This window comes from Streptomyces sp. O3 (assembly GCF_054788135.1).
Genome location: NZ_JBTVYK010000026.1, coordinates 24,925 through 46,966, shown reverse-complemented (window position 1 = coordinate 46,966; position 22,042 = coordinate 24,925). Strand labels below are relative to the sequence as shown.

Genomic DNA, 22,042 nt, shown 5'->3' with positions numbered 1-22,042 from the left:
GAAGCGTGGTGGTGGGGGCCCGCGTCGCGGGCGGCCTACACGCGCAGGACGGAGAGTGTGACGGGGGTGGGCGGTTCGGGCGGTGGCGGGGCCCGGCCGGAGAGTGCGGCGCGGTGCGCGCTGTCGGCGGGCGAGGCGTCGGACGAGGCCGCGCCGTGCGCGTAGGCGAGCGTCGAGAGCAGCTCGTACGCGGCGCTGCCGCGCGGCGGAGCGGCCGGGTGAACGTCCCCCTCGTGCTGATCCGGCTCCCCACAACCCAGCCCACGGCCCCCACCGACGACCTGCTCGCCGTCAGCGACCCACACGCCGTCAGCGGGCGCGGAGTCGACGGCCCACGCGGGGTCGGCGTTCGCACCGCCCGCCGCGCGCCCGTGGGCCGTGGCGGCGGCGCTCGCGCCGGAGGCCGCGCTCGCGGTCCCGCAGAACGCTCCCGCGGTCAGCACCACCAGCAGCACGCTGATCAGCGCGTGCACGGCGGCGCGGCGGCGCGGGTACGGGCGAGGCATGCACCCATAGTGCACCAGCCGACCGATGACACCGAGCCTCGCCTCCCCCACGTGACCACCGCCCCCCGCCCCCCGGCCCCCGGCCCCTGGGCTCCGGACCCTCGAAGCACCGAGCACCGAGCACCGAGCCACCGCCCCCATCGAAGCACCGACCTCCCCCGCCACCCGGCCACCGGGCCACCCGGCCACCCGGCCACCCGGCCACCCGGCCACCCGGCCACCCGGCCACCCGGCCACCCGGCCACCCGGCCACCCGGCACCGAGTGTCCCGGCCCCCCGGAGCGCCGAGGCCACAGAAGCCCCGGAGCGCCGCCGCGCGGCCTCCCGCAGCCGCGCGGCGCGGTAATGCGTTCGCCAGTGGTCCGGGCCAGGTGCGATCCTGGGGTTCGTATGTCTACTTCCTTCGCCGACCTCCAGCAGCTGCTCGCCGAGGTCTCGCTCCGTGACGCGCACCGGCTGGGGCGCCGCCTTGAGGGTGCGCGCCGCATCCGCAAGCCCGAGGCCCGTCAGGCCGTGCTCGACGAGATCGCGGGCGAGGCGGGGAAGTCCGCTGCCCGGATACGGGAGCGGCGGCAGGCCGTGCCCGAGATCACCTACCCCGAAGAGCTCCCCGTCAGCCAGAAGCGGGACGAGATCCTGGCCGCGATCCGCGATCACCAGGTCGTGATCGTCGCCGGTGAGACGGGGTCGGGCAAGACGACGCAGATCCCGAAGATCTGCCTGGAGCTCGGCCGCGGCGTACGCGGCATGATCGGCCACACACAGCCGCGCCGCATCGCTGCCCGCACAGTCGCGGAGCGGGTCGCGGAGGAACTGGAGACCCCGCTCGGCGAGGCGGTCGGCTGGAAGGTCCGGTTCACCGACCAGGTGAAGGCGGAGTCCACGTTCATCAAGCTGATGACCGACGGCATCCTGCTCGCCGAGATCCAGACCGACCGCGAGCTGCGCGCCTACGACACGATCATCATCGACGAGGCGCACGAGCGGTCCCTGAACATCGACTTCCTGCTCGGCTATCTCGCCCAGCTGCTGCCCAAGCGCCCGGACCTGAAGGTCGTCATCACCTCGGCGACCATCGACCCGGAGCGCTTCTCACGGCACTTCGGCGACGCCCCGATCGTCGAGGTCAGCGGCCGTACGTACCCGGTGGAGGTCCGCTACCGCCCGCTCCTCGAAGAGGACGGCGACGAGGGCGACCGGGACCAGATCACCGCGATCTGCGACGCGGTCGACGAGCTCCAGGGCGAGGGCCCCGGCGACGTCCTGGTCTTCCTCTCCGGCGAGCGCGAGATCCGCGACACCGCGGACGCGCTCACCAAGCGCAAACTCAGGAACACCGAGATCCTCCCGCTCTACGCCCGGCTCTCACACGCCGAGCAGCATCGCGTCTTCCAGCGGCACAGCGGCCGCAGGATCGTTCTGGCGACGAACGTCGCCGAGACCTCGCTGACCGTGCCGGGCATCAAGTACGTGATCGATCCGGGCACCGCCCGGATCTCCCGCTACAGCCACCGCACCAAGGTCCAGCGGCTGCCGATCGAACCGGTCAGCCAGGCCAGCGCCAACCAGCGCAAGGGCCGTTGCGGCCGCACATCGGACGGCATCTGCATCCGGCTGTACTCGGAGGACGACTTCGAGGCCCGCCCGGAGTTCACGGATGCGGAGATCCTCCGCACCAACCTCGCCTCCGTCATCCTCCAGATGACCGCGGCCGGGCTCGGCGACATCGAGAAGTTCCCGTTCATCGACCCGCCGGACCACCGCAACATCCGCGACGGCGTCCAGCTCCTCCAGGAGCTCGGGGCCATCGACCCCACTCAGAAGGACGTCCGCAAGCGGCTCACCCAGCTCGGCCGCAAGCTCGCCCAGCTGCCCGTCGATCCCCGGCTCGCCCGGATGGTCATCGAGGCCGACAAGAACGGCTGCGTACGCGAGGTGATGGTGATCGCCGCCGCGCTCTCCATCCAGGACCCGCGCGAGCGGCCCAGCGAGAAGCAGGCGCAGGCCGACCAGCAGCACGCACGCTTCAAGGACGAGACGTCCGACTTCCTGGCCTATCTGAACCTGTGGCGGTACGTCCGCGAGCAGCAGCGGGAGCGCGGCTCGTCCTCGTTCCGCCGGATGTGCAAGTCCGAGTATCTGAACTTCCTGCGGATCCGCGAGTGGCAGGACATTTACACCCAACTGCGTACGGTCGCCAAGCAGATGGGCATTCACCCGAACGAGGACGACGGCACCGAGCAGCAGATCCATATCTCGCTGCTGTCCGGGCTGCTCTCCCACATCGGCATGAAGGACGTGAAGGAGAGCGCGAAGAAGGACGGCGGGAAGAAGGACGGGGCGCGCAAGGACGGCGGCGGGCGGAACGACTATCTGGGCGCCCGCGGAGCGAAGTTCGCCGTCTTCCCCGGCTCCGCGCTGTTCAAGAAGCCGCCGCGGTTCGTGATGTCCGCCGAGCTGGTCGAGACGTCCCGGCTGTGGGCCCGCGTCAACGCGAAGATCGAGCCGGAGTGGATCGAGCCGCTCGCCCAGCACCTGATCAAACGGACGTACTCCGAACCCCACTGGGAAAAGGACATGGCGGCCGTGATGGCGTACGAGAAGGTGACGCTGTACGGCGTCCCGATCGTCGCCCACCGGAAGGTGAACTACGGCCGGATCGACGCCGAGGCCTCCCGCGAGCTGTTCATCCGCAACGCCCTGGTGGAGGGCGACTGGCGCACCCACCACAAGTTCTTCGCGGACAACCGCAGGCTGCTGACCGAGGTCGAGGAGCTGGAGCACCGCGCCCGCCGCCGGGACATCCTGGTCGACGACGACACGCTGTTCGACTTCTACGACGAGCGGGTGCCGGACCATGTCGTCTCCGGCGCGCACTTCGACTCCTGGTGGAAGCACAAGCGCAAGGAGGAGCCCGAACTTCTGGACTTCGAGCGGTCGATGCTCATCCGGGAGTCCGCGGAGGCGGTCACCAAGGCGGACTATCCGGACTCCTGGCGGCAGGGCGCGCTGAAGTTCAAGGTCACCTACCAGTTCGAGCCGGGCACGGACGCGGACGGCGTCACCGTCCACATTCCGCTCCAGGTGCTCAACCAGGTCACCGACGAGGGCTTCGACTGGCAGATTCCGGGCCTGCGCGAGGATGTGGTCACCGAGTTGATCCGCTCGCTGCCCAAGCCGATCCGCCGTCACTACGTCCCGGCGCCGAACTACGCGAAGGCCTTCCTGGAACGTGCCGTGCCGCTGCGGGAGCCGCTGCCGGTGACTCTGGCCCGCGAGCTGAAGGGGATGGTCGGAGTCCCGGTGACCGCCGACGACTTCGACCTGAGCCGGGTGCCGGACCACCTGAAGATCACCTTCCGGGTGGTGGACGAGCGACGCCGCAAGGTCGCCGAGGACAAGGACCTGGAGGCGCTGCGGCTCCGGTTGCGGCCCAAGGCGCGCAAGGCGCTCTCGCAGGCGGCCGCGGCCACCGCCGAGCGCGCGGGCGGCGCCTCGATCGAGCGTACGGGGCTCACGGACTGGACGATCGGGACGCTCAGCCGGGTCTTCGAGACCGATGGGGTCTCCCCTGGTCGAGCGAAGTCGAGAGCTTGGGGAAGCGCGGGCCAGCCGGTGAAGGCGTATCCGGCGCTCGTGGACGACGGGGCCTCGGTCTCCGTACGGCTCTTCGACACCGAGGCCGAGCAGGCGCAGGCGATGTGGCGGGGCACCCGGAGGCTGATCCTGCTGAACATCCCGGTGAACCCGGCGAAGTTCGCGTCCGAGAAGCTCACCAACCAGCAGAAGATCAGCCTGTCCGCGAATCCGCACGGCTCGGTGCAGGCGCTGTTCGAGGACTGCGCGACGGCGGCGGCGGACAAGCTGATCGCCGATCACGGCGGGCCCGCGTGGGACGAGGAGTCGTACCGCAAGCTGTTCGACCGGGTGCGCGCGGACATCGTCGACGTGACGGTCAAGGCGGTGGGCCAGGTCCAGCAGGTGCTCGCCGCCTGGTCGGCCTGTGAGCGGCGGCTGAAGGCCTCGCACAGCCCCGCGCTGCTGCCCAGTCTGACCGATGTACGCGGCCAGCTGGACGCGCTCGTCAAGCCAGGCTTCGTCACCGAGACCGGGCTGCGGCGGCTGCCGGATCTGATGCGGTATCTGATCGCGGCGGACCGGCGGCTCCAGCAGATGCCGACCAACGTCCAGCGGGACACCACGCGGATGGCGAAGGTCCACGAGATGGCGGACGAATACGCCTGGCTGCTTGAGCAGCTGCCGCAGGGGCGGCCGGTGCCGCAGGAGGTACGGGACATCCGCTGGATGCTGGAGGAGCTGCGGGTCAGCTACTTCGCGCACGCGCTGGGCACGGCGTATCCGGTCTCGGACAAGCGGATCGTGAAGGCGATCGACGCGGCGGCCCCGTAATCGGAAGGTCACGCAGGGCGAGTTCGACCGGCGGGCATTCGCTGCTGTAGAGTCTCTTTTCGCAGCACAGCGCACCAATCGGTGGCTGCGAAACCTGGTCCTGTGGAGCAGTTTGGAGTGCTCGCCACCCTGTCAAGGTGGAGGCCGCGGGTTCAAATCCCGTCAGGACCGCAAGATACAGCGTCAGATACGGAAGCCCGGATCGAAAGATCCGGGCTTCCGTGCGTCTTGACGGGGTCAACTGCCGCCGGTACTCACACACCAGGGGATGGGTGACGCGGAAGGGGCGGGCAGATGAACGAACCCGGACGGCACGAGACTCGCGCGTTGCTACGCGCCCACCTGTCGGCCGCGTCCGGCTATCGGCACCTGACGCGACACTGCCCGATCTGCCATCAGCTCCTGCGCCTCACCCTGGAGTCCGCGCCGCGTCGCACACCGCGCCCCACGAAGGGCCGGGCGGCGACGGTCGACGAGGAGACTCCCGCCGACGCGTGAGCCCCCGCGTGCGCCTCCGCGTGAGGCCCCTGCACGCGGACCCGTGCACGGGCCCCTGCGTACGGCCCCGCGCGGCCCGCGCACCCACTCGCCCGGCCTGTGACCGGCATCACAGAACCAGTTTTTGGAACCCCCGCGCTTACACCACCCCTACAACGGCTCAATTTAATATGTGCAATTGCACGATCATGCCGAGGTCCGCAAGACGACCCTCCGGAGCGCCGGGCCAGCCCGCCCCTCTGAGCGGACAGCCCGCACCGGAGTCCGGCGTGAGTCGCCGACCGGAACCACCGACCGAGGCCGCCGACCGGGACCGCCGACCGGGACCGCCGTACGCGCAAAAAAATCGCGCTGGACCCGGCGGAGTCCAGCGCGATCGACGACATGCCCCCCACTAGGCGGGGTGGGCCCTGTTGGGGCAGGACCCGGTCGGGTAGAGCGGCAGCCGGACGCGGTCCGAGTTGGGGGACACGGACTTGCCCGGTTGTGTACTGCTGTGTACTGCTATGAAGTTGTCGAGGCTGTGCGGATCAGGCCTCGCTGCGCTGCTGCGGAATACCCGCGAGCAGCGCGCGGACCTCAGCCTCGCGATAACGGCGATGCCCACCCAGCGTGCGAATGGACGTCAGTTTGCCGGCCTTGGCCCAGCGCGTGACCGTCTTGGGGTCGACGCGGAACATCGTGGCGACCTCAGCCGGGGTCAGCAGCGGCTCGGCATCAGGGGTGCGAGCGGTCATGAGCGGCCTCCTCGGGAGAACCGAACCTTCTCGGTTCTTTCCTCTAAATTCTGCACCTTGGCCCGCGTTGCCCGAAATGGCGGACGCGGGTCGAGTCGGTTATAGGACGAACGGCTTGTCCTCGGCACTACAACTACACCATCCGTCCAGCCGCGTCGGCCAAACCGATGGAATTGCCCTCTCAGGTGTCCATCAACGACGGAACCCGATGGACCGTGCCATAGCGGACAGTCACGCCACTGTGACGATCAGTCACAGGGTGATCAGAAGTCATCAGACCCCCCATAGAGTGCAATGCCGAGGAAGCCGCCCAGACTTGGACGAACAGAGCCCTCCCCGGACTCCTTGTCCTATTTTGGCATGAGGGTGGGGGATCAAGACAAGGGCACCGTAAGTGCGGTCCATCACGCTTGAGGCAAAAGACCGGATCAGGACCTACGTCCCCAGCCACGAACGGACCCGTCAGCCAGCGGACCCGTCGGCCGGTGCGGACCCGTCGGCCGGTGCGGACCCGTCGGCCGGTGCGGACCCGTCAGCTGGCGGACTGGCGCTCGCGCACCGCGCGCCATCGCTCCACCAGCCGCGCGTACGCCTCGGCCGCCCCGGCGCCGTCCCCGGCCCTGAGCGCCTCGATGCCCTCGGCGACATCCGCCGCCGAGTGGTCCGCGTCCAGCTGCCCGGCCGGAAGAGCGTGCACCAGGCCGCCGTAGTCCAGCTCGACCAGCGACCGCGGGTGGAACTCCTCCAGCCACCGCCCCACATCTACCAGGCCGTCGATCAGCGGCCCCTCCTCAAGAGCGTCCCGCAGCGTCTTGAGACCGCGCGCGACCCTGCGCCTGGCCTGCACCATCGGCGTGCGATAGCGCAGCACCGGCGCGGCCCGGCCGCCGTGCACGGCCGCGGCCCCCTCGTCGTACTGTCGCTCCCCGTCCGAGACCAGGACGAACCAGCTCAGCGGGATCTGCCAGACCGAGGTGCGGATCCAGGGGCGCGCGTCCGGATTGCGCTCCCGCCAGCGCTCGTAGTCCGCGGCCGCCTGCCCTCGCACCACCGGCGGCAGCACCGCGTCCAGCACCGGCGCCGGAAACCGTCCGGCGAGCTCGTCCAGCGCCAGCCAGCCGCGCAGCCGGGTACGCCAGGGGCACACGCACAGCACCCCGTCGACCTCGGCCACGAACGCGTCGGCGCTCTCGTGCACCGGCACCGGCACCGGCGGCGTGGGCAGCAAGTCCCGCAGAGACCGCCGCAGTTCGTCCTGGTACGAGGGTCGCTCGGGCCGCCGCGCATAGCGCTCCCAGTGGCCGCGCTCCGCCTCGGGGAACGCCGCCAGCGGCTCATACACCCGCAGGTAGGACGCGTACGGGACTGCGGGAGACGACACCTTCGGCACGACTGCTCCCTCCCCGGTAGCCCGTGCGGCAAACCGCCCGGACGAGTCCGCGCGCGCCGCGGGAACCCCGCGCATCGTCCCACCCCGTCACCCGCGAGAGGGTGATCCCGCACACCGGACGGATCGCGAGGGCCCGGAGGTCTTACTCTCTTGCCCACGGCACTCGCCACCCGTACGAGAGCCGCCTCATCCGCCGCAACACACATGGGAGTCACCACCGTGACCGAAGTGACCGGCGCCCCTGCCGACGTACTGCACACCTTGTTCCACTCGGACCAGGGGGGACATGAGCAGGTCGTGCTCTGTCAGGACCGGGCCAGCGGCCTCAAGGCCGTGATCGCCATCCACTCCACCGCCCTGGGCCCGGCCCTCGGCGGCACCCGCTTCTACCCGTACGCGAGCGAGGAGGCGGCCGTCGCCGACGCGCTCAACCTCTCCCGCGGGATGTCGTACAAGAACGCGCTCGCCGGGCTCGAACACGGCGGCGGCAAAGCCGTGATCATCGGCGACCCGGACCAGATCAAGAGCGAGGAGCTGCTGCTCGCCTACGGCCGGTTCGTGGCCTCGCTCGGCGGGCGCTACGTCACCGCCTGCGATGTCGGCACCTATGTCGCGGACATGGACGTCGTCGCCCGCGAGTGCCGCTGGACCACCGGCCGCTCCCCGGAGCAGGGCGGCGCGGGCGACTCGTCCGTGCTCACCGCCTTCGGCGTCTTCCAGGGCATGCGCGCCTCGGCCCAGCATCTGTGGGGCGGCCCCTCGCTGCGCGGCCGCACGGTCGGCGTGGCCGGGGTCGGCAAGGTCGGTCACCACCTGGTGGAGCACCTGGTCGAGGACGGCGCCCAGGTCGTGATCACCGACGTCCGCGAGGAGTCCGTACGCCGGATCCTGGACCGGCACCCCGGCGGCGAGGTCACCGCGGTCGCCGACACCGAGGCGCTGATCCGGGTCGAGGGCCTGGACGTGTACGCGCCGTGCGCGCTCGGCGGCGCGCTGAACGACGACTCGGTGCCGGCGCTCACGGCCAAGGTCGTGTGCGGCGCGGCCAACAACCAGCTGGCGCATCCGGGAGTGGAGAAGGACCTCGCCGACCGGGGGATCCTCTACGCGCCGGACTACGTGGTGAACGCGGGCGGCGTGATCCAGGTCGCCGACGAGCTGCACGGCTTCGACTTCGACCGCTGCAAGGCCAAGGCGGCGAAGATCTACGACACCACGCTCGCCATATTCGCACGTGCGAAGCGTGACGGCATTCCGCCGGCCGCGGCGGCCGACCGGCTGGCCGAGCAGCGGATGGCGGAGGCCCGCCGCGGGTGAGTGACGGGGCGGCTCGTCGACGCGTGCGGGGCCCGTCGGAGAGACGAGACTCACGCTCGTCGGCGGGTCGCCCGCGAATAAGAGGTTAAAATCGGTGTTGACCAGCGGGGACAAGCGTTTCTGAGGGTCTCGGGGCGAGGCGTGTCCGGTGGGCGGCGTACCGTATGGCCGCCGAAGAAGGTACCGTTGAACCCCTACGGACCGGTCTCTCCGAGGAGAGTCCGTTCTGAACCATGAACGCGTGTCAAGACTCTGGGGCCGTCGAGCCTCATATCCAAGGGGGTCGAGCCATGGGGCGCGGCCGGGCAAAGGCCAAGCAGACGAAGGTCGCCCGCCAGCTGAAGTACAGCACCGGCGGGACTGACCTGTCGCGTCTGGCCGATGAGCTGGGCGCATCGACTTCGAGCCAGCCGCCGAATGGCGAGCCGTTCGAGGACGACGAGGACGACGACCCGTACGCCCAGTACGCGGATCGGTACAACGACGACGAGGACGAGGACTCCGCGGACGAGTCCAGCCCGTCGTCGCGGCGCCGCGGCGCTTGACCTCGTTTCACCAGTAGTCACATAGAGTCACCACACCCGGTCCGGGGCCACAGCGCCGGACCGGGTGTCGTGCTGCCCGTCGTGCTGCCCGCTGCCGCTCGGCTCGGTCGGTCGCCGCTCGTTCCAGTCGCCGCTCGTACGGTGGCTGCCCCTTGCCCTCGCCCAGCTGTCGCTGGTCCGGGCCGGGGCAGCTCCGCCGTACGGTCTCGCGTCGTCAGCTCGCGTAGTCGCCGGTCAGCTCGGCGCCCGTGGCGTGGTCCCCGCGCTCGGTGATCTCTCCCGCGACCCACGCGTCCACGCCCCGGTCGGCCAGCGTCGTCAGCGCGACGTCCACCGACTCCTGCGGCACGACCGCGATCATGCCGACGCCCATGTTCAGCGTCTTCTCCAGCTCCAGGCGCTCGACCCGGCCCGCGCCCCCGACCAGGTCGAAGATCACGCCCGGCGTCCAGGTCGAGCGGTCGACCGCGGCGTGCAGCCCGTCCGGGACGACCCGCGCCAGGTTGGCGGCGAGGCCGCCGCCGGTGACGTGGCTGAAGGCGTGCACCTCGGTGGTCCGGGTGAGCGCCAGGCAGTCCAGCGAGTAGATCTTGGTCGGCTCAAGCAGCTCCTCGCCGAGGGTCCGGCCGAGCTCCGGGATCTCCTTCTCCAGGGTCCAGCCCGCGCGGTCGAAGACGACGTGACGGACGAGCGAGTACCCGTTCGAGTGAAGACCGGAGGACGCCATCGCGATGACCGCGTCCCCCTTACGGATGCGATCCGGCCCGAGCAGCTGGTCGGCTTCGACCACGCCCGTACCCGCGCCCGCGACGTCGAAGTCGTCCGGGCCGAGCAGCCCCGGATGCTCGGCGGTCTCGCCGCCGACCAGCGCGCAGCCCGCCAGCACACAGCCCTCGGCGATGCCCTTCACGATGGCCGCGACCCGCTCCGGGTGGACCTTGCCGACACAGATGTAGTCGGTCATGACCAGCGGCTCGGCGCCGCAGACCACCAGGTCGTCGACGACCATGCCGACCAGGTCGTGGCCGATGGTGTCGTACACGCCCATCTTGCGGGCGAGGTCGACCTTGGTGCCGACGCCGTCGGTCGCGGAGGCCAGCAGCGGGCGCTCGTAGCGCTTGAGCGCGGAGGCGTCGAAGAGTCCGGCGAAGCCGCCGAGGCCGCCGAGGCCCGCGACCTCGGGGCGCTGGGTCTTCCGCACCCACTCCTTCATCAGCTCGACGGCGCGGTCGCCCGCCTCGATGTCGACGCCCGCGCTTGCGTAGCTGGCACCAGTGGTCTCATCAGACATGACGTGAGAACTTTCGGGTCGTTGCGACGGAGTCTGGTCCGGCGGAGTCCGGTCCGGCGGAGTCTGTTGCGACGGGGTCTGTTGCGACGGGGTCTTACGGGCGACGGAGCGCGTCGGCGGCCGCCGGGCCGCCCGCCAGCTCGGTCTCCAGGAGCTGCTTGCCGAGCAGCTCCGGGTCCGGGAGATCCATCGGGTACTCGCCGTCGAAGCAGGCGCGGCAGAGGTTCGGCTTGGCGATCGTGGTCGCCTCGATCATGCCGTCGATGGAGATGTACGAGAGCGAGTCCGCGCCCAGCGACCTGCCGATCTCCTCGATCGACATGCCGTTGGCGATCAGCTCGGCGCGGGTGGCGAAGTCGATGCCGAAGAAGCACGGCCACTTCACGGGCGGCGACGAGATACGGACGTGCACCTCGGCGGCCCCGGCCTCGCGGAGCATCTTGACCAGGGCCCGCTGGGTGTTGCCGCGCACGATCGAGTCGTCCACGACGACCAGGCGCTTGCCCTGGATGACTTCCTTGAGCGGGTTCAGTTTCAGGCGGATGCCGAGCTGGCGGATGGTCTGCGAGGGCTGGATGAACGTACGCCCGACGTAGGCGTTCTTCACCAGGCCCGCGCCGAACGGGATGCCGCTGGCCTCCGCGTAGCCGATCGCGGCGGGGGTGCCGGACTCCGGGGTCGCTATCACCAGGTCGGCGTCGGCCGGGGCTTCCTTCGCGAGTTTCCGGCCCATCTCCACGCGGGAGAGGTAGACGTTCCGGCCCGCGATGTCGGTGTCGGGGCGAGCCAGGTAGACGTACTCGAAGACACAGCCCTTGGGCTTCGCTTCCGCGAATCGGGAGCTTCGCAGGCCGTTCTCGTCGATGGCGATCAGCTCGCCGGGCTCGACCTCGCGGACGAAGGAGGCGCCGCAGATGTCCAGCGCCGCCGACTCGGACGCGACGACCCAGCCGCGCTCCAGGCGGCCGAGCACCAGCGGGCGGATGCCCTGCGGGTCGCGGGCCGCGTACAGCGTCTGCTCGTCCATGAAGACCAGCGAGAAGGCGCCCATGACGTGCGGCAGGACCTGGGGAGCGGCGTCCTCGACGGTCAGCGGCTTGCCGTCGGCGTCCGTCTGGCCCGCGAGCAGGGCGGTGACCAGGTCGGTGTCGTTGGTGGCGGCCAGCTGGGTGGCGCGGCCGTTCTCCTTGGGGAGGTCCGCGACCATCTCGGCGAGCTGGGCGGTGTTCACCAGGTTGCCGTTGTGGCCGAGCGCGATCGAGCCGTGCGCGGTGGCGCGGAACGTCGGCTGGGCGTTCTCCCACACCGATGACCCGGTGGTGGAGTAGCGAGCATGGCCCACCGCGATATGGCCCTGGAGCGAGCCGAGGGAGGTTTCGTCGAAGACCTGCGAGACCAGACCCATGTCCTTGAAGACCAGGATCTGGGACCCGTTGCTCACTGCGATGCCCGCGGACTCCTGTCCACGGTGCTGCAGGGCATACAGTCCGAAATAGGTGAGCTTGGCGACCTCTTCGCCGGGAGCCCAGACACCGAAGACGCCGCAAGCGTCCTGGGGGCCCTTCTCGCCGGGGAGCAGGTCGTGGTTGAGTCGTCCATCACCACGAGGCACGACACCGAGTGTAGGCGAGATCGACCACTGGTCCGAATTGGTGATACGACCCCTGTACGCAGGGTGATCAGCAGTGTGATCAGCGCGCTTGTGCGTGCAGGCCCTCGCCGTCCTTGGTGAGGACCAGGGAGTCGTGGTTCAGCGTGTAGTCGACGGTCCCGTCGAGGACCTGCCGCAGCCGGTCCTCGGCCTTCATCTGTCCCTTCTCGCAGCGCTTGCGGGTGGTGGTGACGGGCGGCTCGAAGGTGATCTCGGCGTCGGTGACCCTGGCCTCGCCGGTGATGTCGTTACAGCCGAGGTTGCCGTGGACCGTGCCGTCCAGGGCGATCGTGAAGTGCGGCTTGTCCTGGGCGGCCGCCGGGAGCGCGACGTGGGTCTCGCCGCCGTCCTCCGCGTATCCGGTGACGGTCCACCGGGTGCCCTTGAGCGGCGCGGGCTTCTCCTCGGTCAGCTTGACGACGGTGTCGCCCCGCTCCGTGGTGAGCGTGAGGCGGTCGCCGCTGACCTCGGCGGTGAGGGTGCCGGTGAGGGCGGTCGCGAGCGCGGTCTCGAACGCGTCGGCGTCCTCGCCGCAGGACATCTCGGTCTGCACGCCCGGCCGCACGGTCAGGGTCTCGCCGTCGGCCGTGTAGTCGGCGCCGAAGTGGTTGCAGCCGTAGTTGCCCCCGGCCCGGCCGTCGGCGTCGAACCTGACCCAGGCGCCCTGCGGCGCGTCCCGCCGCTCGCCGCGGACCGTGAGGCTCTCGACGCCCCAGCGCACGCCGGTCAGCTCCGCGTCCGGGCCGTCGTCCTGCCCGTCCTGCCCGTCCTGTGTGTCCTGTGTGTCCTGTGTGTCCTGTGTGTCCTGCGCGACTTGCCCGGCGGTACGGTCGCCGCCGCCCGAGCCAGGGCCGCCGCCGTCGGCCGACTCGGTGCCGCAGGCAGCCGTGAGCAGCCCCAGGGCCGCTACGGCGACGAGGGCACCGCGGGTCCGGGCGGCGCGAGGGAATCGCTGGGTGTCCATGCCGCTCCGACGCGGCGAGCGCGATTCCGGTTCCCGCTCCCGTCTTCCCGCTCCCGTCGGCGGCGCGCGTCAGGGCATCAGGGCATCAGGACATCACGGGCAGCAGCGTGGACAGGTCGGCCCGCTCCCCGCTCGCGGCGACCTTCGCCTCGTCCAGCGCGGCCTGCCAGCCCGTACGCCCGGTGGCGAGCCGTACCCAGGTCAGCGGGTCGGTCTCCACCACGTTCGGCGGCGTACCGCGGGTGTGCCGCGGCCCCTCGACGCACTGCACCACGGCGTACGGCGGCACCCGTACCTCGGTGGCCGCGCCCGGCGCCTTCGCGGCCAGCGCGTCGGCGAGCAGCCGGGTGCAGGCGGCCAGCGCCTGGCGCTCGTACGGGATGTCGAGCCCGGCCGCGCGGTTCAGGTCGTCGGTGTGGACGACGAGCTCGACGGTACGGGTGACCAGGTAGTCGGCGAGCGTGACGGCCCCGGCCGGGGTGGCCAGCAGCCGCCCGCCGGGAGCGGCCCCGAGGCAGGCGTCGAGCCGGTCCGCCGTGCGCGCGTACAGGGCGTCCAGGTCGGGCTCCCGCTCGGCGGCCTGCCGCATGCCGTCGGCGATCCGCTCGGCGGCCCCGGCCGACGCGAACAGCAGGCGGTGCGGATCGATCTCCGGCCCGGCGGGCTCGTCCAGGGCGAGGAAATGGCTGACGGAGTCGACCGCGACGGCGATGTGCACCACCAGCTCGCGCACCGTCCAGTCCCCCAGGTCCGCGGGACGCGCGAGCTGTTCGTCCGTCAGCGCGCCTACGGCCGCGCGCACCTGCGCGAACTGTCCGGCGACGGCGGCACGGATCTTGGCGGGGTCGTAGGCACGGGCGCGGCGTTTGGCGGGTGGCATGGAGTCGAGGGTAGCCACCCGGCCGGCCGGCACGAGGGCGTGTTCCGGAACGCGCCCTGCGCCTGGCGGCCCCGCCCTGGGTGTGGCCGGGCGGGGCCGCTGTGGCGTGCGAGACGCGCCGTACGGTCAGGCGGCGCTCAGGCGATCACTCGTGCGATCACACAGGCGGTCGCTCAGGCGGTCGCTCAGCCGAACAGCTCCGGCAGGGTGGCCGTGTGGGCCGTACGCAGGCCGTCCAGGGGGATGCTGAACTCGCCCTGGACCTCCAGCGCTTCGCCGTCCACGACGCCGATCCGCGTCACCGGCAGCCCGCGCGCGCCGCACATGTCCGTGAAGCGGAGTTCCTCGCTGCGCGGGACGGCGACGACCGCGCGGGACGCCGACTCCGAGAACAGGAAGGTGAACGCGTCCAAGTCGTCCGGGACGACCAGGCGCGCGCCCTTGCCGCCGCGCAGGCAGGACTCGGCGACCGCCTGGACCAGACCGCCGTCCGACAGGTCGTGCGCCGCGTCGATCATGCCGTCGCGGGATGCGGAGATCAGGATCTCGGCGAGCAGCCGCTCCCGCTCCAGGTCCAGCTTCGGCGGCAGGCCGCCGAGGTGGTCGTGGACCACCTGCGACCAGGCCGAGCCGCCGAACTCCTCGTGCGTCTCGCCGATGAGGTACAGCAGCTGGCCCTCTTCGGCGAAGGCCATCGGCGTACGGCGAGCGACGTCGTCGATCACACCGAGGACGGAGACCACCGGCGTCGGGTGGATCGCCGCCTCGCCGGTCTGGTTGTAGAGCGAGACGTTGCCGCCGGTGACCGGGGTGCCCATGATCTGGCAGGCGTCGGCCAGACCACGGGTGGTCTCGGCGAACTGCCACATCACGTCCGGGTCCTCGGGCGAGCCGAAGTTCAGGCAGTCGGACACCGCGAGCGGCCGCGCGCCGGTGGCGGCGACATTGCGGTACGCCTCGGCCAGCGCCAGCTGCGCGCCCGCGTACGGGTCGAGCTTGGCGTACCGGCCGTTGCCGTCGTTGGCGAGCGCCACACCGAGGCCGGTCTCCTCGTCGATCCGGACCATGCCGGAGTCCTCGGGCTGCGCGAGCACCGTGTTGCCCTGCACGAAGCGGTCGTACTGGTCGGTGACCCAGGACTTGGACGCCTGGTTGGGCGAGGCGACCAGCTTGATGACCTGCTCGCGCAGTTCGGCCGAAGAGGCCGGGCGGGGCAGCTTGTTCGCGTCGTCCGCCTGGAGGGCGTCCTGCCAGGACGGGCGGGCGTACGGACGCTGGTAGACCGGGCCGTCGTGGGCGACGGTGCGCGGGTCCAGGTCGACGATCTTCTCGCCGTGCCAGAAGATCTCCAGCCGGTCCCCGTCGGTGACCTCACCGACGACGGTGGCGATGACGTCCCACTTCTCGCAGATGGCGAGGAACCGCTCGACCTTGTCCGGCTCGACGACCGCGCACATGCGCTCCTGCGACTCGCTCATGAGGATTTCCTCGGGCGTGAGCGTGGAGTCGCGCAGCGGTACGTCGTCCAGGTCGACCCGCATGCCGCCGGAGCCGTTCGACGCCAGCTCCGAGGTCGCGCAGGACAGGCCCGCCGCGCCGAGATCCTGGATGCCGACGACCAGCTTCTCGGCGAAGGCCTCCAGGGTGCACTCGATGAGCAGCTTCTCCTGGAAGGGGTCGCCGACCTGGACGGCGGGCCGCTTCGAGGGCTTGGCGCCCGCGTCGCCAGACGCTGATGTATCCGTGAACGTCTCGGAGGCGAGGATCGACGCGCCGCCGATGCCGTCGCCGCCGGTGCGGGCCCCGTACAGGATGACCTTGTTGCCGGGCCCGGAGGCCTTGGCGAGGTGGATGTCCTCGTGCCGCATGACGCCGATGGCGCCCGCGTTGACCAGCGGGTTGCCCTGGTAGCAGGCGTCGAAGACCAGCTCGCCGCCGATGTTCGGCAGGCCGAGGCAGTTGCCGTAGCCGCCGATGCCCGCGACGACGCCGGGCAGGACGCGCTTGGTGTCGGGGTGGTCGGCCGCGCCCATCCGCAGCGGGTCCACGACCGCGACCGGGCGCGCGCCCATCGCGATGATGTCGCGGACGATGCCGCCGACGCCGGTGGCCGCGCCCTGGTAGGGCTCGACGTACGAGGGGTGGTTGTGCGACTCGACCTTGAAGGTGACGGCGTAGCCGTTGCCGACGTCGACGACGCCCGCGTTCTCGCCGATGCCGACGAGCATGGCGTCGGATTGCGGGGCCTTCTCACCGAACTGCCGCAGGTGGACCTTGCTGCTCTTGTAGGAGCAGTGCTCGGACCACATCACGGAGTACATGGCGAGCTCCGCGCCGGTCGGGCGGCGGCCGAGGATCTCGCGTACGCGCGCGTACTCGTCTTCCTTGAGGCCGAGTTCGGCCCAGGGCAGCCTGGTGTCCGGGGTCTCGGTCGCGTGCTTGACCGTGTCCAGCGTCATGCGGTGACCAACTTCTTCAGGATCGAGGTGAAGAACCCGAGGCCGTCGGTGCGGCCGGTGCCGATCAGGGGCTCCACGGCGTGCTCGGGGTGCGGCATGAGGCCGACGACGTTGCCCGCCTCGTTGGTGATCCCGGCGATGTCGCGCAGCGAGCCGTTCGGGTTTCCGTAGCCGTCGGCGACGTCCCCGTCGGTGGCATAGCGGAAGGCGACCCGGCCCTCGGCTTCGAGGAGGTCCAGGGTGCGCTCGTCGGCGACGTACCGGCCGTCGATGTTCTTGAGCGGAATCGAGATCTCCTGGCCCGCCGTGTAGTCGGCGGTCCAGGCGGTGGCGGTCGACTCGACCCGCAGCTTCTGGTCGCGGCAGACGAAGTGCAGGCCGTCGTTGCGCAGCATCGCGCCGGGCAGCAGATGGCTCTCGGTGAGCACCTGGAAGCCGTTGCAGATGCCGAGTACCGGCATTCCGGCCTTCGCCTGGTCGATGACGGTCTCCATCAGCGGCGAGAACCGGGAGATGGCCCCGGCGCGCAGATAGTCGCCGTAGGAGAAGCCGCCGGGCAGCACCACGGCGTCGACCTGCTTGAGGTCCTTGTCGCGGTGCCACAGCGGCACGGCCTCGGCGCCGGCGATACGGACGGCGCGCTGGGTGTCGCGGTCGTCGAGCGTTCCGGGGAAGGTGACGACCCCGATACGGGCGGTCACTCCGCCCCCTCGGACGTCTCGACCTTCACGGCGAAGTCCTCGATGACGGTGTTGGCGAGGAAGGTTTCGGCCATCTCGTGGATGCGGGCGAGGGCGGCGTCGTCGACCGGTCCCTCCACCTCGAGTTCAAAGCGCTTCCCTTGGCGGACGTCCGCGATTCCCTCGAAACCGAGACGCGGCAGTGCACGCTGCACCGCCTGTCCCTGGGGGTCGAGGATCTCCGGCTTGAGCATGACGTCGACTACGACGCGTGCCACTGGCACTCCCGGTGTGTGGTGCGTGAGCAGGTCAGTTCAGACTACCCGGACAAAATTTCTACGCGAGTAGATTCGTAGGTACATACGTGATGGCCATCACGTTCGAGTATCAGACCAGGCATCTCGGGGGAAACTCCGGGAAAACCCGATGCCCGCCTCCGCACCCCTCGGGATCGACATTGCGCCCCCGGACACGCTCGGAGATTTAACCGGGCTTCACAATTCAACGCCGGGCACTGTACAAAGGAAACACGAGGAAAAGCACAAAGTCACTGACGCTTCCTCGAAATAGCCTGCCAGCCGGGCATCACCACAGGTCAAGATGGGTGATGCCATAGGAAGGGACCGATATTCGTGGCGCAACGTGTCGTGGTCACTCTCTCTGACGACATCGACGGCGGAGAAGCGTCGGAAACGATCGTCTTCGGCCTGGACGGCAAGTCGTACGAGATCGACCTGAATCCAGCCAATGCCAAGAAACTACGCAAGGCACTGGCTCCGTACCTGCACGCGGGCCGCAAGCAGACCCGGAAGCCGGGTAAAGCGGGTAAGGCGGCCAAGGCCTTCACGCACACGGCGGTGACCGCCGACCCGGCGGCCGTCCGCGCGTGGGCTCGCTCACACAAGATGGACGTACCGGCGCGTGGCCGAATCCCGAAGAAGGTCTACGAGGCGTTCGAGGCGGCGAACTGAACACCCACTGCCGGAAGCCCTGACCGGCCCGCTTCCGCGACCCTCGTCGCGGTGGCGGGCCGCCGCCGTGTGGCGGCGGGGCCGCCGTGGCGTCCCATCCGGGGCCGCTCTGCTGGTTCAGGCCACCCTCGCTCAGGCGGTTCCGCCGCCGTGAGCGGCGGGCCGCCGGCAGCGGAAGCAGCTCCGCCGCCCCCACCGACCCGGCCGCCCACCGCGGAGGCGAGTTCCGCCGCCGCGGTGAGACCGGCCGCCGTCACGGAAGCGGGTTCCGCCCGGCGGGGACCGGCCTCCCGACGCGGAAGCGGTTCCGCGCCGCTGGGGTGGGGGCCGCCACCACTGAGGTGGCGGCGCAGCCGCCGCTGGGGTGGGGGCCACTCGCCGTGGAGGGGTTTCGTCGCGACGGCGAGCGCGCTGGGGCCGGCGGCCGCTGACGCGCCGGGCGCCCCGCCGCGACTGGCGCAAGGACCGTGGCATGCGGCCGCGCACATCGAGGCCGCGCCTGCGCCGGGGCGGGCCCGTACCGGGCCGCACCCCTGCTGGGGTGGGTCGCGAGGTGTCGTTGCGGGCGGCGGCCGGAGCCGACTTGCGTTGCACCCCCGTTGATCAGCTAAAGTCTGGAGCACGCCGCAGGGCACGGGCCGAAAGGCCGGGCCACGCGGAGTACATGCGGGTGTAGTTCAGTAGCAGAACACCCCCCTTCCAGGGGGGAGGCGCAGTGTGCAATTCCTGTCACCCGCTCTGCATCGCTTGTCGATCGACGCAAGTCGATCAGGTAGGCTGGTGCTTGCACCGGACGGTGAGAGCCGATTCGGATGCGATGCGGACGTAGCTCAGTTGGTAGAGCGCAACCTTGCCAAGGTTGAGGTCGCCAGTTCGAACCTGGTCGTCCGCTCGGGAGAGAAGCCCCGGTACCTCAGGTATCGGGGCTTCTTCGTGCCTCCCCGCGCCGAGCGGGAAATCCGCGTGGAAGTGTGTTCCGAGCACTCCCTGAGGTTGGTTATAGTAGAGGGGCACCAAGCGGTGCGCGTGCGAACGTAGCTCAGTTGGTAGAGCGCAACCTTGCCAAGGTTGAGGTCGCGAGTTCGAACCTCGTCGTTCGCTCCACACGAGAAGCCCCCCGATGTCATCGACATCGGGGGGCTTCTTCATGGCCTCGGCGCCTCGGCCGCCCTCGGCGATCGGCCCTTACGACCAGGCCGTGCCGGTCAGCAGCTCGTACGCCTCCAGATACTTGGCGCGCGTACGGTCCACGACCTCCTGCGGCAGCGCGGGCGGCGGCTGCTCGCCGTGGCGGTCCCAGCCGGACGCCGGGGAGGTCAGCCAGTCCCGTACGAACTGCTTGTCGTAGGACGGCTGGGCGCGGCCCGGCTGCCAGCCGCTCGCGGGCCAGAAGCGCGAGGAGTCCGGGGTGAGCACCTCGTCCGCGAGGGTGAGCTCGGCGCCGTGCTCACCGCCGTCGGCGAAACCGAACTCGAACTTGGTGTCCGCGAGGATGATCCCGCGCTCCCGCGCCGTATCGCGGGCCCTGCCGTACACGGCGAGCGTGGCCTGCCGCAGCTGTGCCGCCGTGTCGGCGCCGACCTGGCGGGCGACCTCCTCGTACGACACGTTCTCGTCGTGCTCGCCGACCTCGGCCTTGGTGGCGGGCGTGAAGATCGGCGCGGGCAGCTCGGAGCCGTCGGACAGGCCCTCGGGCAGGGCGAGTCCGCACACGGTGCGGGACTGCTCGTACTCGACCAGGCCCGAGCCCGTGAGATAGCCGCGCGCGACGCACTCGACGGGGACCATCCGCAGGGACTTGCAGATCAGAGTGCGGCCCGCCCAGTCGGCGGGGGCTCCGGGCGGCAGGTCGGTGGAGATGACGTGGTTCGGGGCCAGGTCGGCCAGGCGCTCGAACCACCACAGCGAGAGCTGGGTGAGCACCCGGCCCTTGTCGGGGATCTCGGTGGGCAGCACCCAGTCATAGGCGGAGATGCGATCGCTGGCGACCATGACGAGGTCGCCCGCCTCGTTCTGGTACAGGTCGCGCACCTTGCCGGTGTGCAGGTGCACCAGACCCGGAACCTCGATCGGCTCGGGCTTTTCAACGAATCCGGACACGGTTCCTCCCCGTGGTTTGTGCCAATGACCTGATTCTCGCGTATGAAGCGGAGATCTTTGGCCAGGGGTGGCTGCCGGGGCGTGCGGGAGGGACGCCGGGGGTGCGCGAGAGGGACACCGGGGGTGCGCGGGAGGGGTGCGCTCAGTCTCGTTTGCAGATGCGGTCCAGGAGGTTGGCGGTGGCCCGCTGGATCCGGGCGTCCACATGACCGGGGCGGTCGAGCGCCGGGGACCAGGCGAAGGTGCCGGACGCGAAGACCAGGGCGCCGGACGGGGCACGGTAGAGCGAGGTCTCCTGGTGGCGGCGGGCGCCTTCGCTGTCCCGGTACGGGGAGTGGGCGAGCAGGATGCGGCCCTGGTGCTCGGGGAGCGCGGTACGCGGGAAGTACCGGTCGGCCTCGCCCGCGACCAGACCGGCCAGCTCGTCGCCCTCGTACGCGCCGGTCGCCTCCCAGAGCCAGTGCTCGGCGTTCCGTACGACCAGGGGGCTCGGCTCGGGGACCCGGCCCGCGTACTGGATGCCGAGCAGCTGCTGCTCGGGGCCGTCCACCTCGCGCCAGAGCGCGGGCTTGCCGGGGCCGTGGCGCTTGCGGCAGGTGAGCAGCCGGTCGGCGACGCCGGAGGGCGAGGGGCCCAGTTCGACCTGCCAGTACATGGTGTTGGCGGAGAGGAAGACCAGCGAGGTGCCGTGGTCTCTGGCCAGTTCGACGGTGCGGCGCATGGGCGTCGACCAGTACTCGTCGTGGCCGGGGAAGACCAGGCCTCGGTAGCGCGTCGGGTCGACGCGTCCGGCGTGCAGGTCGCGGGCGTCGGCGTAGGCGAGGTCGTAGCCGTATCGCTCGGCCCAGCGGATGAAGTCGTAGGCGTGCCCGACGTGCAGCGGCAGGCCCGCGCCCGCGTACGGGCGGTCGAAGGACACCGTGACGGCGGCGTCGCGCTCGCCGAGCAGACGGCCCCGCTCGTCCCAGGCGTGGTAGAGGCTGGCGCCGGTATGGCCGTCCTCGGGGTAGAGGTTGTACGCCTGCCAGGTGATGTCCGGCAGGAGGAGCAGCAGATCGGCCGGATGGCTGTCCCGGACCGTGAAGGGGATGTGCGAGCGGTAGCCGTCGGCGGTGGTGAGGACGGCGACATACGCGCCGTTGCTCCAGTAGCTCGGGATCTGCAACCGCCAGGACAGCCACCAGTGGTGGCAGGAGACCGTGCGGTCGGCGGTGAGCGGCGGCGGCTGGACGATGCCGGAGATACGGGGGCTGGTGGTGATCTTCGACGCGCCGTCGCCGCCGTAGTGCCCGATGCGGTAGATGTCGACGCCGAACTGCTGGGGCGGGTCCACGGTGACGTGGAAGTCGATCGCCTCGCCGGGCGCGGCCGCGCCGGTGGTGGTGAAACCCTTGATCTGCCGGTGTACGTCGTCCGCGCTGCGCAGGCCGCTGGTGCGGGGTCCGGGGAGGTCCGCGCCGGGGGTCAGGGCGTGGTCGACGTACCAGGGGACGACCTTCCCGGTGTCGTCGAAGTAGTGCTCACTGCCGCGCAGCCAGGGCAGCGGGCCCTGCCCGAAGGGATCTGACACGGCGTGCGCCAGCGCCCCTGACTCCCATCGGCGGATCTGGTCCGCGCCCATGTCGCTCCCCTCCCTCGCTCCC

At 70.6% G+C, this 22,042-nt stretch carries 17 protein-coding genes and 4 tRNA genes; 9 read left to right on the top strand and 12 right to left on the bottom strand.

Annotated elements, in window-relative coordinates; all coding sequences use genetic code 11:
• Window positions 1-35: 35 nt before the first annotated feature.
• Window positions 36-506, bottom strand: a complete 471-nt coding sequence (locus ACX6XY_RS15190; protein ID WP_460330446.1) for a hypothetical protein — start codon at window positions 504-506, stop codon at window positions 36-38.
• 390 nt (window positions 507-896) lie between these two features.
• On the opposite strand from ACX6XY_RS15190, the gene hrpA reads away from it, so the two are divergent.
• From hrpA to ACX6XY_RS15175, 3 genes are all read left to right on the top strand, one after another.
• Complete coding sequence (gene hrpA / locus ACX6XY_RS15185; protein ID WP_460330444.1) at window positions 897-4,916, top strand: ATP-dependent RNA helicase HrpA; 4,020 nt, start codon at window positions 897-899, stop codon at window positions 4,914-4,916.
• A 96-nt stretch (window positions 4,917-5,012) separates the two neighbouring features.
• Window positions 5,013-5,087: transfer RNA gene (locus tag ACX6XY_RS15180), tRNA-Asp, on the top strand.
• A 123-nt stretch (window positions 5,088-5,210) separates the two neighbouring features.
• The gene (locus ACX6XY_RS15175) at window positions 5,211-5,414 is read left to right on the top strand and encodes a DUF6274 family protein (protein WP_460330442.1); all 204 of its coding nucleotides are present in this window, start codon (window positions 5,211-5,213) and stop codon (window positions 5,412-5,414) included.
• Between the two features lie 530 nt (window positions 5,415-5,944).
• Here ACX6XY_RS15175 and bldC read toward each other — a convergent pair.
• Together bldC and ACX6XY_RS15165 are read right to left on the bottom strand one after the other, a co-directional pair.
• Window positions 5,945-6,151 (bottom strand): developmental transcriptional regulator BldC, encoded by a 207-nt coding sequence (bldC, locus tag ACX6XY_RS15170; RefSeq protein ID WP_003949541.1) that lies wholly within the window; start codon window positions 6,149-6,151, stop codon window positions 5,945-5,947.
• A 532-nt stretch (window positions 6,152-6,683) separates the two neighbouring features.
• The gene (locus ACX6XY_RS15165; protein WP_460330437.1) at window positions 6,684-7,541 is read right to left on the bottom strand and encodes a hypothetical protein; all 858 of its coding nucleotides are present in this window, start codon (window positions 7,539-7,541) and stop codon (window positions 6,684-6,686) included.
• Window positions 7,542-7,760: 219 nt separating this feature from the next.
• Here ACX6XY_RS15165 and ACX6XY_RS15160 point away from each other — a divergent pair, with 219 nt between their 5' ends.
• Complete coding sequence (locus ACX6XY_RS15160) at window positions 7,761-8,858, top strand: Leu/Phe/Val dehydrogenase (RefSeq protein ID WP_460330435.1); 1,098 nt, start codon at window positions 7,761-7,763, stop codon at window positions 8,856-8,858.
• 290 nt (window positions 8,859-9,148) lie between these two features.
• Complete coding sequence (locus tag ACX6XY_RS15155) at window positions 9,149-9,403, top strand: DUF3073 domain-containing protein (RefSeq protein ID WP_460330433.1); 255 nt, start codon at window positions 9,149-9,151, stop codon at window positions 9,401-9,403.
• Between the two features lie 214 nt (window positions 9,404-9,617).
• Here ACX6XY_RS15155 and purM read toward each other — a convergent pair whose 3' ends face one another.
• The 7 genes from purM to purS all read right to left on the bottom strand — a co-directional run bounded on the left by purM (window position 9,618) and on the right by purS (window position 17,606).
• A complete protein-coding gene (gene purM / locus ACX6XY_RS15150) occupies window positions 9,618-10,694 on the bottom strand; it encodes a phosphoribosylformylglycinamidine cyclo-ligase (RefSeq protein WP_460330431.1) in 1,077 nt (358 codons plus the stop codon).
• A gap of 94 nt (window positions 10,695-10,788) precedes the next feature.
• Window positions 10,789-12,306: an amidophosphoribosyltransferase gene (gene purF / locus ACX6XY_RS15145; protein ID WP_460330429.1), complete on the bottom strand. Its 1,518-nt coding sequence runs from the start codon at window positions 12,304-12,306 to the stop codon at window positions 10,789-10,791.
• 79 nt (window positions 12,307-12,385) lie between these two features.
• Window positions 12,386-13,309, bottom strand: a complete 924-nt coding sequence (locus tag ACX6XY_RS15140) for an META domain-containing protein (RefSeq protein WP_460330426.1) — start codon at window positions 13,307-13,309, stop codon at window positions 12,386-12,388.
• 85 nt (window positions 13,310-13,394) lie between these two features.
• Entirely contained in the window at window positions 13,395-14,189 is a 795-nt protein-coding gene (locus tag ACX6XY_RS15135) for a maleylpyruvate isomerase family mycothiol-dependent enzyme (protein ID WP_460330423.1), read from the bottom strand.
• 185 nt (window positions 14,190-14,374) lie between these two features.
• On the bottom strand, window positions 14,375-16,648 hold the full coding sequence (gene purL / locus ACX6XY_RS15130) for a phosphoribosylformylglycinamidine synthase subunit PurL (protein ID WP_460330420.1): 2,274 nt from the start codon (window positions 16,646-16,648) through the stop codon (window positions 14,375-14,377).
• Complete coding sequence (gene purQ, locus ACX6XY_RS15125) at window positions 16,645-17,349, bottom strand: phosphoribosylformylglycinamidine synthase subunit PurQ (protein WP_460330417.1); 705 nt, start codon at window positions 17,347-17,349, stop codon at window positions 16,645-16,647. Before purQ ends, purL begins: the two co-directional genes overlap by 4 nt.
• On the bottom strand, window positions 17,346-17,606 hold the full coding sequence (gene purS, locus ACX6XY_RS15120) for a phosphoribosylformylglycinamidine synthase subunit PurS (RefSeq protein WP_460330414.1): 261 nt from the start codon (window positions 17,604-17,606) through the stop codon (window positions 17,346-17,348). The genes purQ and purS overlap by 4 nt, the downstream gene beginning before the upstream one ends.
• Window positions 17,607-17,960: 354 nt before the next feature.
• On the opposite strand from purS, the gene ACX6XY_RS15115 reads away from it, so the two are divergent.
• From ACX6XY_RS15115 to ACX6XY_RS15100, 4 genes are all read left to right on the top strand, one after another.
• Complete coding sequence (locus ACX6XY_RS15115; protein ID WP_460330411.1) at window positions 17,961-18,299, top strand: histone-like nucleoid-structuring protein Lsr2; 339 nt, start codon at window positions 17,961-17,963, stop codon at window positions 18,297-18,299.
• Window positions 18,300-18,965: 666 nt separating this feature from the next.
• Window positions 18,966-19,037: transfer RNA gene (locus ACX6XY_RS15110), tRNA-Gly, on the top strand.
• A gap of 81 nt (window positions 19,038-19,118) precedes the next feature.
• A tRNA-Gly gene (locus ACX6XY_RS15105) sits at window positions 19,119-19,191 on the top strand.
• Window positions 19,192-19,327: 136 nt separating this feature from the next.
• Window positions 19,328-19,403, top strand: a tRNA-Gly gene (locus ACX6XY_RS15100).
• An 81-nt stretch (window positions 19,404-19,484) separates the two neighbouring features.
• Here ACX6XY_RS15100 and ACX6XY_RS15095 read toward each other — a convergent pair.
• Both ACX6XY_RS15095 and ACX6XY_RS15090 read right to left on the bottom strand, forming a co-directional pair.
• On the bottom strand, window positions 19,485-20,399 hold the full coding sequence (locus tag ACX6XY_RS15095) for a phosphoribosylaminoimidazolesuccinocarboxamide synthase (protein ID WP_460330410.1): 915 nt from the start codon (window positions 20,397-20,399) through the stop codon (window positions 19,485-19,487).
• Window positions 20,400-20,541: 142 nt separating this feature from the next.
• Entirely contained in the window at window positions 20,542-22,020 is a 1,479-nt protein-coding gene (locus ACX6XY_RS15090; RefSeq protein ID WP_460330407.1) for a N,N-dimethylformamidase beta subunit family domain-containing protein, read from the bottom strand.
• Window positions 22,021-22,042 lie beyond the last annotated feature (22 nt).